Origin of the sequence: Burkholderia puraquae, assembly GCF_002099195.1 — a bacterium.
GTDB lineage: Bacteria > Pseudomonadota > Gammaproteobacteria > Burkholderiales > Burkholderiaceae > Burkholderia > Burkholderia puraquae.
The window spans coordinates 36140-53932 of the sequence record NZ_NBYX01000005.1 but is presented as its reverse complement, the minus strand read 5'-3'; the positions used below and the strand labels follow the sequence as shown (position 1 = coordinate 53932).

Genomic DNA, 17793 nt, shown 5'->3' with positions numbered 1-17793 from the left:
ACCGTTAGCGCAACAGGTTCAACGAAAAGGCGTGGACAACCGAACAGAAACCCACGCCCCCGCGAGCCATCTCCCCGCTCATCAAAGAATGATGCGACGGAAATCGGCGAGCAACGCGCCGAGATACGCATTGAACCGCGCAGCTTCCGCGCCATCGATCACGCGATGGTCGTACGACAGCGACAGCGGCAGCGTGAGCCGCGGCACGAACTGCTTGCCGTCCCACACCGGCTTCATCTGGCCGCGCGACAACCCGAGGATCGCCACTTCCGGCGCGTTGATGATCGGCGTGAAGTTCGTGCCGCCGATCCCGCCGAGCGACGAGATCGAGAAGCAACCGCCCTGCATCTGGTCCGGCTTCAGCTTGCCGTCGCGTGCGGCCTTCGACAGCTCGGCCATTTCCTTCGCGATATCGACGAGCCCCTTCTTGTCCGCATCGCGGATCACCGGCACGACGAGGCCGTTCGGCGTGTCCGCGGCAAAACCGACGTGGTAGTACTGCTTGAACACCAGGTTGTCGCCGTCGAGGCTCGCGTTGAAGGTCGGGAATTTCTTCAGCGCAGCGACGACCGCCTTGATCACGAACGCAAGCATCGTGAACTTCACGCCCGCCTTCTCGTGCTCCTTGTTCAACTGCACGCGCAGTGCTTCGAGCTCGGTGATGTCCGCTTCGTCGTTGTTCGTGACGTGCGGGATCATCACCCAGTTGCGATGCAGGTTCGCGCCCGAGATCTTCTTGATGCGCGACAGCGGCTTCGCCTCGAACGGGCCAAACTTCGAGAAGTCGACCTTCGGCCACGGCAGCAGGTTCAGCTCGCCGCCGCCTGCCGGCGCGGCTGCCGCGGCCGGTGCTGCGCGCTGGCCGGTCATCACGCCCTTCACGAAACCCGTGACGTCTTCCTTCGTAATGCGGCCCTTCGGACCCGAGCCCTGCACGCGTGCCACTTCGACGCCGAGTTCGCGCGCGAACTTGCGCACCGACGGCGATGCGTGGCTGGCGCGGTATTCGCCCGACGGTGCAGCGGCCGGAGCCGGCGCAGCAGCAGCCGGTGCCGGTGCGGCCTTCGCGGGTGCGGCGGCGGGTGCCGGCGCCGGAGCGGCAGCGGCCGGAGCCGGTGCGCTCGCCTGCGGTGCGGCAGCCGCTGCGCCTGCAGCGTCGAGCAGCACGATCAGCGTGCCTTCCGACACCGAATCGCCCACCTTGACCTTGATTTCCTTCACGACGCCGGCTGCCGGGCTCGGCACGTCCATCGTCGCCTTGTCCGACTCGAGCGTGACGAGCGACTGCTCCTTCTCGACCGTGTCGCCGACCTTCACGCCGATCTCGATCACCGGCACGTCCTTGTAGTCGCCGATGTCGGGGACCTTCACCTCGAGCGTGCCACCGGTAGCTGCCGGTGCGGCCGCCGGTGCAGCAGCAGCCGGTGCCGGCGCTGCCGCCGGAGCCGGTGCGGCGGCGGGCGCTGCCGCGCCGTTCGCCTGCGCCGCGGCGCCGCCTTCGAGCAGGATGATCAGCGAGCCTTCCGACACGGAATCGCCCACCTTGACCTTGATTTCCTTCACGACGCCCGCTACCGGGCTCGGCACGTCCATCGTCGCCTTGTCCGACTCGAGCGTGACGAGCGACTGCTCGGGTTCGACGGTATCGCCGACCTTCACGCCGATCTCGATCACCGGCACGTCCTTGTAATCGCCGATATCCGGCACCTTCACTTCGATCGCTTGACTCATCTGTTTCTGTCTCCATGGCCGCGCGCGCTCCTCGCGGGAGCGACGCGCGGCATCACACGGCGTGTGCGTTAAACGGTCATCGGGTTGGGCTTCGACGGATCGAGGTTGTACTTGGCGATCGCGTCCGCGACCACCTTGCGCTCGATCGTGCCCTCGTCGGCCAGCGCGTTGAGCGCGGCGACGGTAACCCAGTGACGGTCGACTTCGAAGAAGTGACGCAGCTTCTCGCGGGTATCCGAGCGGCCGAAGCCGTCGGTGCCCAGCACGACGAAGCGGCGATCGATCTGGCCGCGGATCTGGTCGACCAGCGCACGGACATAGTCGGTCGATGCGATGACCGGGCCCTGCGTGTCCTTCAGGCACTTCTGCACGTGCGACAGACGACGCTCCTCGGTCGGATGGAGCAGGTTCCAGCGCTCGACCTGGTGGCCTTCGCGCGCGAGCTCGGTGAAGCTCGGCACGCTCCACAGGTCGGCGGCGACGCCCCAGTCGTTCTTCAGCAGGTCGGCGGCAGCGATCACTTCGTTGAAGATCGTGCCTGCGCCGAGCAGCTGGACGCGCGGCGCCTTCTTGTCGGCGTCGGCCTTCTTGAACGCGTACATGCCCTTGATGATGTCGGCCGCCACGTGCTCGCCCTGCGGAATCGCCGGGTGCTCGTAGTTCTCGTTCATCACCGTGATGTAGTAGTACACGTCTTCCTGGTCCGCCACCATGCGGCGCAGGCCATCCTGGACGATCACGGCGAGCTCGTAGCCGAAGGTCGGGTCGTAGCTCACGCAGTTCGGTACCGATGCCGCCCACAGCAGCGAGTGGCCGTCTTCGTGCTGCAGGCCTTCGCCGTTCAGCGTCGTGCGGCCCGCGGTGCCGCCGAGCAGGAAGCCGCGCGAACGCATGTCGCCCGCGGCCCATGCCAGGTCGCCGATCCGCTGGAAGCCGAACATCGAATAGAAGATGTAGAACGGCACCATGATCTCGCCGTGCGTCGAGTACGACGTCGCCGCTGCGATCCAGTCGCACATGCCGCCCGCTTCGTTGATGCCTTCCTGCAGGATCTGGCCGGTTTCCGATTCCTTGTAGAACATCAGCTGGTCGGAATCTTCCGGCACGTACTTCTGGCCCTGCTGGTTCCAGATGCCGATCTGGCGGAACAGGCCTTCCATGCCGAACGTACGCGATTCGTCCGGGACGATCGGCACGACGCGCTTGCCCAGCGCCTTGTCCTTCAGCAGGATGTTCAGGATCCGCACGAACGCCATCGTCGTCGAGATCTCGCGGCCTTCGCCCGTGCCCTTCAGCAGCGGCTCGAACGCGTCGAGCGCCGGCACCGGCAGCGATGTCGCCTTCTCGCGGCGGTGCGGCAGGTAGCCGCCGAGGTCCATGCGCTGCTTGCGCATGTATTCGAGCTCCTTCGAGCCTTCCTCGAACTTCAGGTACGGCACGTCGGCGATCTGCTCGTCGGTGATCGGCAGGCGGAACTGGTCACGGAACTTCTTCAGTTGCTCGACCGGCAGCTTCTTCTGCTGGTGCGTGATGTTCATCGCCTGGCCCGACTCGCCCATCCCGTAGCCCTTGATGGTCTTCGCGAGGATGACGGTCGGCGCGCCCTTCGTGTTGCTGGCTTCGTGGAACGCCGCGTAGATCTTGTGCGGATCGTGGCCGCCGCGGTTCAGCGCCCAGATGTCGTCGTCCGACCAGTCGGCGACGAGCGCCTTCAGTTCAGGCGTGTTGAAGAAGTGCTCGCGCACGAACGCGCCCGACTCCGACTTGTACGTCTGGTATTCGCCGTCGACGACTTCCATCATGCGGCGCATCAGCGCGCCCGACTTGTCGCGTGCGAACAGCGCATCCCAGCGGCTGCCCCAGATGACCTTGATCACGTTCCAGCCGGCGCCGCGGAATTCCGATTCGAGTTCCTGGATGATCTTGCCGTTGCCGCGCACCGGGCCGTCGAGACGCTGCAGGTTGCAGTTGATCACGAACACGAGGTTGTCGAGCTTCTCGCGGCTCGCCATCCCGATCGCGCCGAGCGATTCCGGTTCGTCCGTCTCGCCGTCGCCGAGGAATGCCCACACCTTGCGGCCTTCCGTCTTCGTGATGCCGCGTGCCTCCAGGTACTTCATGAAGCGCGCCTGGTAGATCGCCATGATCGGGCCGAGACCCATCGACACGGTCGGGAACTGCCAGAAGTCCGGCATCAGCCACGGGTGCGGGTACGACGAGATGCCCTTGCCGTCGACTTCCTGGCGGAAGTTGTCGAGCTGCTCTTCCTTCAGGCGGCCGAGCAGGAACGCGCGCGAATACACGCCCGGCGACGAGTGGCCCTGCACGAACACGAGATCGCCGCCGTGCTGGTCGGACGCTGCGTGCCAGAAGTGGTTGTAGCCGACGTCATAGAGCGTCGCGGCCGATGCAAACGATGCGATGTGGCCGCCGACGTTCGTGTCCTTGCCTGCGCGCAGCACCATCGCCAGCGCGTTCCAGCGCGTGTACGAACGGATGCGGTGCTCGATGTCCTGGTCGCCCGGAATCTTCGCCTGGGCTTCGACCGGAATCGTGTTGATGTACGGGGTATTGGCGGAGAACGGCAGGTGTTCGCCGTGCATGCGGGCGAACTCGATCTGCTTTTCGATCAGGTAATGCGCGCGGCCGGTGCCCACGGAGGAGATCACGCCATCGAGCGACTCCAGCCACTCGACGGTTTCTTGCGGGTCGTCGTCACGTTCGGCGGCGACATATTTCATCACTTCGTTCGGTACAGCGGACATTCTCGTCTCCTGGGTCCTGGAATGTGAGGATCGCTCTCGTGCAGACGACGCGACGCGACCGGCTGCGGGCAAGCTCCGACGGATTGTAATGAGCGTGCGCGGGCATGCGCAACAATATTTTCGAATTGTGAGATCTTTTCTCGCAATATGAAATATTGCTGCGCTGCACCCATATTGCGGGGCTCTCCGGCGCGTCCCGGCTGAACAAATCCGTTTCCGTTCAACATATCCGGTATAGGTTTTCCATGTATTGCGCTGCGCTACAATCCTGCCATGTTGACCGATCGGCTTTTCGCACGCTCGGCGCGACCGTCGGGCCCGCCGGCGGAGTCGCAGCCGTCCCGTTGGCACCACGGACCGTGGTGGTCCAATTCCTATTTGCTGACGCCGCTGCTGTCGATCCTCGTGTTCCTGGTGGTGATGAGCCTCATCCTGTGGAGCCTCAACCGCCGCGAACAGCAGCAGCAGGAAGACACCCTCTTCCGTAACGTCGCGTGGGCGCAGCAGCAGATCCGCCTGTCGATGACGGGCGCGCAGGAGCAGCTCCAGGCGCTGTCGCGCGATCTCGCGTCGGGCCGCCTCGACCAGAACGCGTTCCAGATGGCCGTCGCGGATGTCATGCAGACGCATCCGGAAATCCTCTACCTGAACTGGTACACGTCACCCGGCGTGCAGCGCTGGCCGACCGTGCATCCGCCGCTGCTCGGCCAGCGGCTCGCGAAGCCCGGCGAAGCGCAGATGCAGGACGCCGTGCGCGGCGCGTACGACGAGGCGCGCAGCACGCGCCGCCAGGCCTATTCGCCGCTGATCTACGACGACTTCGGCAACGGCTTCATCACGCTGCAGACGCCCGTGATGCGCGGCGACCGCGAATACCTCGGCGCGATCGCCGCGGTGTTCTCGGTCGAAGGCATCCTGAAGCACGACATCCCGCAGGAACTGTCGTCGAAGTACAAGATCTCGATCACCGACGCGAACAACCGCGAGCTGTCGTCCACATCGACGCGCCCGCGCCTGCCGCGCGACTCGCACTACGACCTGCCGCTCGATCCGCCCGGCCAGGGGCTGACGGTGCGCGTGTACGCGTTCCCGCAGCTCACGAACCTGACCAACAACACGCTCGTGTGGCTCGTGGCAGGCCTGTCGTGCTTCGTGCTGTGGAGCCTCTGGAGCCTGTGGAAGCACACGCGCCAGCGCTTCGAGGCGCAGCAGGCACTGTACGCGGAAGCGTTCTTCCGCCGCGCGATGGAAAATTCGGTGCTGATCGGCATGCGCGTGCTCGACATGCATGGCCGCATCACGCACGTGAACCCCGCGTTCTGCCGGATGACGGGCTGGGATGAAACCGACCTCGTCGGCAAGGTCGCGCCGTTCCCGTACTGGCCGCGCGACTCGTATCCGGAAATGCAGCGCCAGCTCGACATGACGCTGCGCGGCAAGGCGCCGAGCTCGGGCTTCGAGCTGCGCGTGCGGCGCAAGAACGGCACGCTGTTCCATGCGCGCCTGTACGTGTCGCCACTGATCGACAGCTCGGGCCGCCAGACCGGCTGGATGTCGTCGATGACCGACATCACCGAGCCGAAGCGTGCGCGCGAGGAACTCGCGGCTGCGCACGAGCGCTTCACGACGGTGCTCGAAAGCCTCGACGCCGCGGTGTCGGTGCTGGCCGCCGACGAGGCCGAGCTGCTGTTCGCGAACCGCTACTACCGCCACCTGTTCGGCATTCGCCCGGACGGCCATCTCGAGCTGTCGGGCGGCGGCTTCGACCGCGCGCAGGCATCGTCCGACTCGATCGACATGGTCGACGCGTTCGCGGGCCTGCCGGCCGCCGCGCTGACGAGCAGCACCGCCGATGCGCAGGAGGTGTACGTCGAAAGCATCCAGAAGTGGTTCGAGGTGCGCCGCCAGTACATCCAGTGGGTGGACGGCCACCTCGCGCAGATGCAGATCGCGACCGACATCACGACCCGCAAGAAAGCGCAGGAACTCGCGCACCAGCAGGAAGAGAAACTGCAGTTCACGAGCCGATTGATGACGATGGGCGAAATGGCGTCGTCGATTGCTCACGAATTGAATCAGCCGCTCGCCGCGATCAACAACTACTGCTCGGGCACGCTCGCGCTCGTCAAGAGCGGCCGCGGCACGCCGGAGACGCTGCAGCCCGCGCTGGAAAAGACCGCGCAGCAGGCGCTGCGCGCGGGGATGATCGTCAAGCGGATCCGCGAATTCGTGAAGCGCAGCGAGCCGAAGCGCCAGCCGGCGCGGGTTGCGGACATCGTCGCCGACGCCGTCGGGCTCGCCGAAATCGAGGCCAGGAAGCGCAGGATCCGGATCGTCACGGAAATCCTCGCAAGAATGCCTATTATTTATGTCGACCCCGTGCTGATCGAGCAGGTGCTCGTGAACCTGATGAAGAACGCGGCCGAGGCGATGGCTGACGTGAAGCCGGCGTCGGTGGACGGCGTGATCCGCGTCGTCGCCGACATCGATGCGGGATTCGTCGACATCCGCGTGATCGACCAGGGCCCAGGCGTCGACGAAGCAACCGCCGAGCGCCTGTTTGAACCGTTTTACAGCACCAAGTCCGATGGCATGGGCATGGGGCTGAACATCTGCCGTTCGATCATCGAATCGCATCGGGGGCGTCTGTGGGTGGTCAACAACGTCGAGCCGGATGGCCGCATTTCCGGCGCGACGTTCCACTGCAGCCTGCCCATTGGGGAACCCGCTGATCTCGGCCAAGGGGGGCGCGAGGCATCGGCATCACATACCGTTACGGGAGAACTATGAATAGCCCTGTCACCACCACTCAGGAAACCGTCTTTGTCGTCGACGATGACGAGGCCGTACGGGACTCGCTGCGCTGGCTGCTGGAGGCGAACGGCTATCGCGTGCAATGCTTCTCGAGCGCGGAGCAGTTCCTCGATGCCTACCAGCCTGCCCAGCAGGCCGGCCAGATCGCATGCCTGATCCTCGACGTACGGATGTCGGGCATGAGCGGCCTCGAACTGCAGGAGCGCCTGATTGCCGACAATGCCGCGCTGCCGATCATCTTCGTCACGGGTCACGGCGACGTGCCGATGGCTGTCTCGACGATGAAAAAGGGTGCGATGGACTTTATCGAGAAACCGTTCGACGAAGCCGAGTTGCGCAAGCTCGTCGAGCGGATGCTCGACAAGGCCCGAAGCGAAAGCAAGAGCGTCCAGGAACAGCGTGCCGCGACCGAACGCCTGTCGAAGCTGACCGCGCGTGAGCAGCAGGTGCTCGAACGGATCATCGCGGGCCGCCTGAACAAGCAGATCGCCGACGACCTCGGCATCAGCATCAAGACGGTCGAGGCGCACCGCGCGAACATCATGGAAAAGCTCAACGTCAACACGGTGGCCGACCTGCTGCGCCTCGCGCTGTCGAAGAAGCAGGCCTGAGCGAACGCCGGCCGCGGCGGCACTGCCCGCCCGGCCCGCCCCGGCCGCCCTGCGCAATGCGGCCCACCCGCGCGGCGGCGGCCTTTCTCCCGGCGCGCGCGCCGCGGCCTTGACGCTTCCTGCTTATTCGCTGTCGGACGGCAGCAGGCGAACGGTATAATCGCGTGCTTTGCTGCGACGCTTCGAGCGCCGCACGCCCGCATTCCAACTTCCCGGCAGGACCACCACCATGACAGCCCTCCTCATCGACGGCAACGCCCTTTCGAAGACCCTGCGCGCACAGGCCGCCGAGCGCGCCGCCGCCCTGACCGCTCGCGGCCACCAGCCCGGTCTCGCGGTGATCCTCGTCGGCGCCAACCCGGCGAGCGAAGTCTACGTGCGCAACAAGATCAAGGCGTGCGAGGACAACGGTTTCTTCTCGCTGAAGAATGCGTACCCGGCCACGCTGTCGGAAGCCGACCTGCTTGCGCGCATCGACGCGCTGAACCGCGACCCGAAGATCCACGGCATCCTCGTCCAGTTGCCGCTGCCCGCACACATCGACAGCCACAAGGTGATCGAGGCGATCGCGCCGGAGAAGGACGTCGACGGCTTCCACATTGCGAACGCCGGCGCGCTGATGACCGGCAAGCCGCTGTTCCGCCCGTGCACGCCGTACGGCGTGATGAAGATGTTCGAGGCACACGGCATCCCGCTGCAGGGTGCGAACGCGGTCGTGATCGGCCGCTCGAACATCGTCGGCAAGCCGATGGCGATGATGCTGCTCGACGCCGGCGCGACCGTGACGATCTGCCACAGCAAGACCCGTGACCTCGCCGCGCACACGCGGCAGGCCGACGTCGTGGTCGCCGCGGTCGGCAAGCGCAACATCCTGACCGCCGACATGGTGAAGCCCGGCGCGACGGTGATCGACGTCGGCATGAACCGCGACGACGCCGGCAAGCTGTGCGGCGACGTCGACTTCGCGGGCGTGAAGGAAGTAGCCGGCCACATCACGCCGGTGCCGGGCGGTGTCGGCCCGATGACCATCACGATGCTGCTGATCAACACGATCGAAGCCGCCGAGCGCGCCGCCGACGCGGCCGCCTGACCCCCTGCCCGTTCAGCCGGCGCGCGGTTCCGCGCGCCGGCGCCTCGCCGGTCGCACCGCACCGGTCGCGCCACCCGCGCCCCCGCCCCGCATTCGACCCCGCGTCAATCGCGTCGTTAGAAACTAACGATTGGAAAGCGCGCGATGCGCCCCAATAATGTCGATATCGGGCGCCGCGTTGCGCGCCTTACCCTTTTCACTCCGGTTCATCCGGCAACAGACAGGGAGTCTTATGTCCGCCAGCGCCAACACCAACCCGCTTCTCGATTTCTCGGGCCTGCCCCGCTTCGGCGAGATCCGTCCGGAACACGTGACGCCCGCGCTCGACACGCTGCTCGATGCCGCCAACCGCGCGGTCGAGACGGCAAGCGCGGCGGCAACGCCGGCAACCTGGGCAGAAGTCGTCGAGACGGTCGAGCACGCGACGGAGCCGCTCGGCCGCGCCTGGGGCATCGTCGGCCACCTGAACGCGGTCGCCGATACGCCCGAACTGCGGGCCGCCTACGGCGAGAACCTGCCGCGCGTGACCGAATTCTGGTCGAGCGTCGGCCAGAACCTCGCGCTGTACGAGAAGTACAAGGCAATCGCCGCGAGCGCCGCATACGCGACACTGTCCACCGAACGCAAGAAGATCCTCGACAACGCGCTGCGCGATTTCCGCCTGTCGGGCGCCGAGCTGCCCGAGGACCAGAAGCCGCGCTTCGCCGAACTGCAGGAACAGCAGGCCGCACTGTCGAAGGCATTCTCCGATCACGTACTCGACGCGACCAACGCGTACGCGTACTTCGTGCAGGACGACGCCGAACTGGCCGGCCTGCCCGGCGACGCGATCGAGGCCGCCCGTGAAGCCGCGCAGAAGGATGCCAAGGAAGGCTGGAAATTCACGCTGCACTTCCCGTCGTACTTTCCGGTGCTGCAATACGCCGACAACCGCGCGCTGCGCGAGACGCTCTACCGCGCCTATGCGACGCGCGCGTCGGAACTCGGGCCGCAGTACGGCGACGGCAAGGCCGAATGGGACAACACGGCGATCGTCGCCGATGCGCTGAAGCTGCGCCGCGAAGAAGCGCTGATGCTCGGCTATCGCAACTTCGCCGAAGTGTCGCTCGCGCCGAAGATGGCCGAATCGCCGCAGCAGGTGATCGCGTTCCTCGAGGATCTCGCGACGCGCGCGCGCCCGCACGCGGACAAGGACTGGGACGAGCTGCGCACGTTCGCCGCGAAGGAACTCGGCCTCGCCGAACTCGCGCCGTGGGATGTCGCGTACGCGGCCGAAAAGCTGCGCCAGCAGCGCTACGCGTTCTCGGAAAACGAGGTCAAGCAATACTTCCCGGAGCCGGCCGCACTGAAGGGCCTGTTCACCGTCACCGAGGCGCTGTTCGGCGTGCAGATCAAGCCGGACGACGCGCCGGTATGGCACAAGGACGTGCGGTTCTTCCGCGTCGAGAACCGCGACGGCTCGCTCGTCGCGCAGTTCTATCTCGACCTGTACGCACGCGAAGGCAAGCGCGGCGGCGCATGGATGGACGACGCGCGTTCGCGCGCGAAGCGCGGCAGCAGCGTGCAAACGCCGGTCGCCTATCTCACCTGCAACTTCTCGGCACCGGTCGGCGGCAAGCCCGCATGCTTCACGCACGACGAAGTCATCACGCTGTTCCATGAGTTCGGCCACGGGCTGCACCATATGCTCACGCGCGTCGACGAGCTCGGCGTGTCGGGCATCAACGGCGTCGAATGGGATGCCGTCGAGCTGCCGTCGCAGTTCATGGAAAACTTCTGCTGGGAATGGGACGTGCTGTCGTCGATGTCGTCGCACGTCGACACGGGCGCCACATTGCCGCGCGAACTGTTCGACAAGATGATCGCCGCGAAGAACTTCCAGAGCGGGCTCGGCACGCTGCGCCAGATCGTGTTCTCGATGTTCGACATGCTGCTGCACGTCGACTTCGACCCGGCCGGCGCCACCGGCGTGACCGCGTTCGCGCGCGAGATCAACGAACGCTATCACGTGATCCCGCAAGCCGCGTTCTCGCGCTGGCCGAACACGTTCAGCCACATCTTCGCGGGCGGCTATGCGGCCGGCTACTACAGCTACAAGTGGGCCGAGGTGCTGTCGGCCGACGCGTACGCGGCGTTCGAGGAAGCGGCCGCCAAGAGCGGCAGCGTGCTCGACGCGGCCACCGGCACGCGCTATCGCCGCGAGATTCTCGAGGTCGGCGGCAGCCGCCCGGCGATGGATTCGTTCAAGGCGTTCCGCGGCCGCGAGCCGCAGATCGATGCGCTGCTGCGCCACAACGGGATGGCTACGCCCGCGCACTGAGCGGGCCGCTTGGCCCTTTCCGCTGCATGGAAACCAAGGCACCGCTTCGGCGGTGCTTTTTTCATGGCGCGGGCGCTTCGTCGTCGAACAACGAGAACTGCCCGTGGCGCTCGGCCGTATCCTCGTCGATGCGCACGCCGACGCCGAGCAGCCGCACCGCCTGCGCACGCCGTTGCAGCCCCTTCGCGAGCAGCGTGACGGCCGTGTCCGCATTCGTCGCGTCGGCCACGCACTCGACCGTCGTGCGCTGGAAATCGGCGAAGCGGATCTTCACGTACAGCTTGCGGATCGACCGCGCGGCACCCGCCCGCGCGATCCGCGCATCGAGTTGCACGACGAGGCGGCGGATTTCCTCCGCACACTGCTCGAGCGTCGTCAGGTCGGTCACGTAGGTCGTCTCGACGCTGACCGACTTGCGCTCCTGGTCGGCCTGCACGGGCCGCTCGTCGATTCCGCGCGACAGTTCGTACAGCCGCCGCCCGAACGCGCCGAATTCGCGGTGCAGGTCGATCAGCGGCCAGTCGCGCAATTGCGCGCAAGTCTGGATGCCGAGCCGGTCGAGCCGCGTGGCCGTGACCTTGCCGACGCCGTGCAGCTTGCGCACCGGCAGCGCCGCGACGAACGCGTCGATCTCGTGCGGCCGCACGACGAACAGCCCGTCGGGCTTGTTCCAGTCGGACGCGATCTTCGCGATGAACTTGTTCGGCGCGACGCCCGCCGACACGGTGACGCCGACCGTGTCGTGCACGCGCTGACGGATCTCCCGTGCGATCAGCGTCGCACTGCCCTGGCACCGCTCCGACCCGCTGACGTCGAGGTATGCCTCGTCGAGCGACAGCGGCTCGACGTCGGGCGTGTAGTCGCGGTAGATCGCCATGATCTGCCGCGACGCCGCACGGTACTTGTCCATCGCCGATGGCAGGATCAGCAGGTCCGGGCACTTGCGCATCGCCAGCGCCGACGACATCGCCGAGTGCACGCCGTAGCGCCGCGCCTCGTAGTTGCAGGTCGCGATCACGCCACGCTGGTCGGGCCGGCCGCCGACCGCGAGCGGCCGGTTGCGCAGCGACGGGTCGTCGCGCATCTCGACCGACGCGTAGAAGCAGTCGCAGTCGCAGTGAATGATCTTGCGCATGCGCGGCGGCGCGTCGCCCGGCGGCGGCGCGTACGGTTCGGCAGGCAGAATGATGGTCGGGTTCACGGTGCCGATACTGTACAAAAACACAGTGCCGGTTTCAACTGCCGCGTGCGGCCGCGCCCGGCGGCGCCGTACCGGCCCGCTTTGCGCGGATCGTACCGGCCGGGCGCGGACAGCGCCGCCTATACTCGTCTGCCGCAATACACGAAACGCAAAGGTGACGGATGAAGACGATCGGACTGATCGGCGGGATGAGCTGGGAATCGTCGGCCGAGTATTACCGGATGATCAATCGCCATTCGAAGGCGTTGCACGGCGGGCACCACAACGCGAAGAGCGTGCTGGTCACGGTCGATTTCGCGGAGATCGAAGCGCTGCAGCGCACGCACGACTGGGCCGCGCTCGGCGAACGGATGGCCGGCGCCGCGCGGCAGCTCGAAGCGGCCGGCGCCGATCTCGTCGTGCTGACGACCAATACGATGCATCGCGTATGCGATGCGATCGAAGCCGCGGTGTCGCTGCCGTTCCTGCACATCGCCGACCCGACCGGCGCCGCGCTGCGCGACGCGGGCGTCGAGCGCGTCGCGCTGCTGGGCACGCGCTACACGATGGAGTTGCCGTTCTACGCGGAGCGGTTGCGCGGCAAATTCGGGATGGAGGTGCTCGTGCCGGACGAACGCGGGCGCGACGACGTGCACCGGATCATCTACGACGAGCTGTGCCACGGCATCATCTCGCCGGAATCGCGCGCGACGTACGTGACGATCATCGAGGAGCTGGCACAACGCGGCGCGCAGGCCGTGATCCTCGGCTGCACGGAAATCACGCTGCTGATCGGCGCGGACGACTCGCCGCTGCCGGTGTTCGATACGACCGCCCTGCATGCGAAGGCGGCGGTCGAGTGGGCGGCGCGCTGACCCCCGCACGCCATCGCGCGGCGGTTCGACCGGATGCCACCACACTCGCCGGCAACCATCACCGCATTTTCGTCGGCGGATTATTCCGTGTGGCAGGAATCACCATTCCGGGGGTCTCGTCGCGCTGCTCGCAACACCTTGCTCTCGCCCGCTGCACGGGGCTCGGCGGGAACAGCCCGCGAATCGGGCGGCGCACGCCATGCGGCCTCGCCAACGCGACCGGTTATCCATTGGTCATAAAGTGAACGCAAATTGGTATGCGAGCGGAGTCGCTGCAATCGACGCTGCTCGTGCGATCTCTTTTTCCACCAACAGGAACCTGAACATGAATGGATTCAGCTCCGTGGTCGGTGTGCTGCTCGCCGTGTCGACCATGCTCGACGCGCACGCCGATCCCAACATCACCGCGTCGGCCACGCAGACGCCCAACGGCGGGTTCGACCGCATGACATGGGATATCACGCCCGAGGTCGTGCCGGCCAACGTCAATGCCAGTTACTACTGGGCCAACCAGCTGTCGTCCGAGCACGGCGGGCACGCGATCTACACCGGCATCCAGCCGCGCACCCAAGGCAGCAACCTCGTGATCTTCAGCGCATTCGGCACTGGCACGACGCCGCTGTCCGCGAATTGCCGCGGTGGCGCCGACGGCGGCGCGGGAACATCATGCTCGCTCGCCTACGCATGGACCCCGGGTCATGCGTACCGGCTGCAAGTCGTCCATGCGCCGGCCGATCGCAACGACGGGCGCTCGACCGTCGAAGGCTTCATCACGGACGTCGCCACCGGCGTCACGACGCCGACCGGCAGCATCGCCGTACCGGCGGACTGGGGCGGCCTGTCGAGTTCGGCTTACCTGTTCGATGAGTACTTCCCGTTCAATGGTGCATCAAGCGACCCGATGAAGCGGCCGTGCGTGCCGTATGCACGGCACACGACGTCACTGCCGCATTTCTATATGAAGGACGTGGACTATCCGACGACCGAACGGTCGATCCGGCTGAATACGGGCAAGGACAAGTGCGCGGTGCTGGCCGGTACGCCGAATGCACGGGCTACGCTCGTCAACACGTCGACTTATCGGCTCGAGAACGGCCTCCTGCCCGGGAGCCCGGGCGCGCCGAAATAACATTCGGACGCAGAAAACAAAAAACCCGGCACGGAGCCGGGTTCTTGTCGACGAAGCGCGCATCGGTCATATGCGCTGCACATCGTCAGGTGTGCTTGGTTGCGGGGGTAGGATTTGAACCTACGACCTTCGGGTTATGAGCCCGACGAGCTGCCAGACTGCTCCACCCCGCGTCAGAGAAATAAATTATAGGGTGAGGGAGTACTCACGTCAACACCTTTGTCACAATTTCTTCTCGGTTCATCGAAGCAGCGGCGCGCGGCGCCTCCCCTGCCCCGCACGACGTGCGCGTTCGCACCGCGTGCTCGCGGTAAGATGGCGGCCTTCGTATTCACCCCGCACGCACACCTCCGTTCATGAAAATCGCCACCTGGAACGTCAACTCGCTCAACGTCCGCAAGCAGCACGTGCTCGACTGGCTCGCGCAAAGCGGAACCGACGTGCTGTGCCTGCAGGAACTGAAACTGCCGGACGAGAAATTCCCGCGCGCCGAGCTTGAAGCCGCCGGCTACCGCAGCTGGTTCACGGGCCAGAAGACCTACAACGGTGTCGCGATCCTCGTGCGTGACACGCTGTCCGTCGACGAATCGGACATCGTGCGCAACATCCCCGGCTTCGACGATCCGCAGCAGCGCGTGGTCGCCGCGACGGTCGACGGCGTGCGCATCGTGTCCGCCTATTTCCCGAACGGCCAGGCGCTCGACTCCGACAAGTTCGTCTACAAGATGCAATGGCTCGACGCGCTGCAGGCATGGCTGCGCACCGAACTGCAGCGCCACCCGAAGCTCGCGCTGCTCGGCGACTACAACATCGCGCCGGAAGACCGCGACGTGCACGACCCCGCGAAATGGGAAGGCCAGAACCTCGTGTCGCCGCAGGAGCGCGCGCACTTCACGCAACTGATCGAGCTCGGCTTCGTCGACGCGTTCCGCCGCTTCGAACAGCCCGAGAAAACCTTCACGTGGTGGGACTACCGGATGATGGCGTTTCGCCGCAACGCGGGGCTGCGCATCGACCACGTGCTGCTGTCGCCGGCGCTCGCCGAAACCTGTACGTCATGCGAAGTCGACCGCACGCCGCGCACGTGGGAACAGCCGTCCGACCACACGCCCGTCGTCGCGGTCGTCGGCTGATCGGGCAGCCCGCGCGCTCATTGCCGCGCGGGCGCCGGCCCGAGATGGGCCCACAGGAACCCGAATTCGGCCGCATCGGCTTCCGCGCGTTCCAGATCGTCGGCGCTGCCGTGGCCGCCGTCAGTGTTCTCCCAGTACCACACCCGTTCGTGACCGAGCGCATGCATGCGTGCGGCCATCTTGCGCGCATGCGCGGGATGTACACGATCGTCGCGCGTCGACGTCGTCAGCAGCAGCGGCGGATACGCGACGCCTTCGCGCACGCGGTGATACGGCGAGTACGCGGCCAGCGCCGCGCCTTCGTGCGGATCGTCCGGGTCGCCGTATTCGTCGAGCCACGCAGCACCCGCGTGCAGCTTCGGATAGCGCCGCATGTCGAGCAGCGGTACGCGGCAGAGCACCGCGCCGAACAGCTCCGGCCGCTGCACCATGCACGCGGCGACCAGCAGGCCGCCGTTGCTGCCCCCCTCGATGCCGAGCTGCGCGGCGGTCGTCACGCCGGTCGCGGCCAGATCCTCGGCCACCGCGATGAAATCGTCGAATGAGCGCTGGCGGTGTTCGCGCTGCGCATCGACGTGCCAGCGCGGCCCGAACTCGCCGCCGCCGCGAATGTGCGCGAACGCCATCACGCCGCCACGCTCGAGCCACCCGATACCGAACGCATCGCTATAGCCCGGCAGGTTCGGAATCGCAAACCCGCCATAGCCCGACAGCAAACACGGCCGCGCGACACGTGGGGCGCCATCGGTCACGTCGAGCGCATCGCGCGGCCCGATCAGCGTGTACGGCACCATCGTGCCGTCCTTCGAGCGCGCGCTCGCGCGGCGCACGACAAGCCCGGCCGCGTCGAACTGCACCGGCGGCCGGTCGAGCAGCACACGGCGCGACGGCGCATCGTCCGCGCGGTCCGCAAGATCGGCCAGCCAGCATTCGGGCGGATCGAGACAGGTGTCGACGTCCACGTAAATCTCGTCGTTCAGCGTCGCCTCGACGGGCTCGACGTCGATCTGCGCGTCGCCCGGCCCCGGCCACTCGAACGGCCGCGCGTCCCAGGCCCACGTGCCGTCGTCGGCCTGCCGCGGCTGCCACAGCATCGTGCGGTTGTGCACGTCGTCGAGCCAGCTTGCAATCAGCGTCGTGCGCGTGTGCGTCCACGTGCACGCAGACGTCGACGGTTGCGGCGCGAACAGCGTCGTGAGTTCGCGCGACCCGGCCAGGAACGCCTGCTCGCGGATCGCGAGCAGCGAGCCGCCCGCATGGCGCACGCCGTCGCAATCCCAGTCGAGGCGCGGTTCCAGCACGAGCCAGCCTTCCCAGAACCCGACCTCGACATGGGTCGGCACGTCGTAGCGCGCCCACTCGCCCGCTTCCGTCAGCCGGTACGCATGCGCATCGAAAAAGTCGACGCTGCGCCACGCGACGTGGCGGTTGTCGATCGGATCGAACCCCGCGCCCGCGCTGATGTCGTCGGGTTCGCCGCTGAAGACGACGGGCGCATCGGCGAGCGCCGTGCCGCGCACCCAGCGCCGCGCTTCGTACGGATAGCCGGCCGCGGTCGCATGTGCGTCGCCGCGATCCCAGCTCACGTAGACGGTATCGCGATCGATCCAGCCGACCGTGTGATGCCCCGGCTCGTCGATCGTGAAGCCGCCGTCGACGAACCGCCGTTCGACGAGATCGAATTCGCGCACGACGACCGCGTCGGCACCGCCCGGCGACAGCGACAGCAACGCGCGATCGCCGTCCGGGTACAGGATCGCGTCCTGCTCGAACACCCACGACTCGCCCTCCTCCGCACCGAGCGCGTCGACGTCGAGCAGCGTGTCCCACGCCGGTTTTCCCGCGCGCCAGTCGTCCCAGCGCGTGCGGCGCCACAGCCCCTTCGGATGGAGATCGTCCTGCCACAGGTCATAGGCCCAGTCGCGCCAGCGGGTTGGAATCACCGGGCGCTCGCGCGGCAGGTACGCTTTGGCAAGGCGCGCCGTCAGTGCGCGATACGCGTCGTCGTCACGCAGTGCGGCGCGCGTGCGCGCATTTTGCTCGTCGACCCACGTGCGGGCGCGCTTGCTGTCGAGCGCTTCGAGGAAACGGAACGGGTCGGCCCCGGCGGGCCAGCGGAAAGAATCGGACATTGCGGATTGGCGG

General features: G+C 66.6%; 11 protein-coding genes and 1 tRNA gene. 7 read left to right on the top strand and 5 right to left on the bottom strand.

Going from position 1 to position 17793, the window contains the following annotated elements:
- Positions 1-81: 81 nt before the first annotated feature.
- Together aceF and aceE are read right to left on the bottom strand one after the other, a co-directional pair.
- The gene (gene aceF / locus B7G54_RS11605) at positions 82-1731 is read right to left on the bottom strand and encodes a dihydrolipoyllysine-residue acetyltransferase (RefSeq protein WP_085039248.1); all 1650 of its coding nucleotides are present in this window, start codon (positions 1729-1731) and stop codon (positions 82-84) included.
- 68 nt (positions 1732-1799) lie between these two features.
- Positions 1800-4496 carry a pyruvate dehydrogenase (acetyl-transferring), homodimeric type gene (gene aceE / locus B7G54_RS11600; RefSeq protein WP_085039247.1) on the bottom strand — a complete coding sequence of 899 codons (2697 nt, stop codon included), beginning with the start codon at positions 4494-4496 and terminating at the stop codon, positions 1800-1802.
- A gap of 273 nt (positions 4497-4769) precedes the next feature.
- Between aceE and fixL the strand changes: the two genes are divergently transcribed.
- From fixL to B7G54_RS11580, 4 genes are all read left to right on the top strand, one after another.
- On the top strand, positions 4770-7286 hold the full coding sequence (gene fixL, locus B7G54_RS11595; protein WP_085039246.1) for an oxygen sensor histidine kinase FixL: 2517 nt from the start codon (positions 4770-4772) through the stop codon (positions 7284-7286).
- Positions 7283-7921 (top strand): oxygen response regulator transcription factor FixJ, encoded by a 639-nt coding sequence (fixJ, locus tag B7G54_RS11590; protein ID WP_085039245.1) that lies wholly within the window; start codon positions 7283-7285, stop codon positions 7919-7921. Before fixL ends, fixJ begins: the two co-directional genes overlap by 4 nt.
- A 229-nt stretch (positions 7922-8150) precedes the next feature.
- On the top strand, positions 8151-9011 hold the full coding sequence (gene folD / locus B7G54_RS11585) for a bifunctional methylenetetrahydrofolate dehydrogenase/methenyltetrahydrofolate cyclohydrolase FolD (RefSeq protein ID WP_085039244.1): 861 nt from the start codon (positions 8151-8153) through the stop codon (positions 9009-9011).
- A gap of 232 nt (positions 9012-9243) precedes the next feature.
- Positions 9244-11331 (top strand): M3 family metallopeptidase, encoded by a 2088-nt coding sequence (locus tag B7G54_RS11580; protein WP_085039243.1) that lies wholly within the window; start codon positions 9244-9246, stop codon positions 11329-11331.
- A gap of 61 nt (positions 11332-11392) precedes the next feature.
- Here B7G54_RS11580 and dinB read toward each other — a convergent pair whose 3' ends face one another.
- Positions 11393-12556 carry a DNA polymerase IV gene (gene dinB, locus B7G54_RS11575; RefSeq protein ID WP_085039242.1) on the bottom strand — a complete coding sequence of 388 codons (1164 nt, stop codon included), beginning with the start codon at positions 12554-12556 and terminating at the stop codon, positions 11393-11395.
- A gap of 137 nt (positions 12557-12693) precedes the next feature.
- On the opposite strand from dinB, the gene B7G54_RS11570 reads away from it, so the two are divergent.
- Both B7G54_RS11570 and B7G54_RS11565 read left to right on the top strand, forming a co-directional pair.
- Positions 12694-13386, top strand: coding sequence for an aspartate/glutamate racemase family protein (locus tag B7G54_RS11570; RefSeq protein ID WP_085039241.1), 693 nt, complete (start codon positions 12694-12696; stop codon positions 13384-13386).
- Between the two features lie 325 nt (positions 13387-13711).
- On the top strand, positions 13712-14515 hold the full coding sequence (locus B7G54_RS11565; RefSeq protein ID WP_085039240.1) for a DUF3472 domain-containing protein: 804 nt from the start codon (positions 13712-13714) through the stop codon (positions 14513-14515).
- A 96-nt stretch (positions 14516-14611) separates the two neighbouring features.
- Here the strand turns inward: B7G54_RS11565 and B7G54_RS11560 are convergent.
- A tRNA-Met gene (locus tag B7G54_RS11560) sits at positions 14612-14688 on the bottom strand.
- Positions 14689-14871: 183 nt separating this feature from the next.
- On the opposite strand from B7G54_RS11560, the gene xth reads away from it, so the two are divergent.
- A complete protein-coding gene (gene xth, locus B7G54_RS11555; RefSeq protein WP_085039239.1) occupies positions 14872-15648 on the top strand; it encodes an exodeoxyribonuclease III in 777 nt (258 codons plus the stop codon).
- Between the two features lie 17 nt (positions 15649-15665).
- Here the strand turns inward: xth and B7G54_RS11550 are convergent, their stop codons facing one another.
- Positions 15666-17780 carry a prolyl oligopeptidase family serine peptidase gene (locus tag B7G54_RS11550; RefSeq protein ID WP_085039238.1) on the bottom strand — a complete coding sequence of 705 codons (2115 nt, stop codon included), beginning with the start codon at positions 17778-17780 and terminating at the stop codon, positions 15666-15668.
- Between the last annotated feature and the right edge of the window lie 13 nt (positions 17781-17793).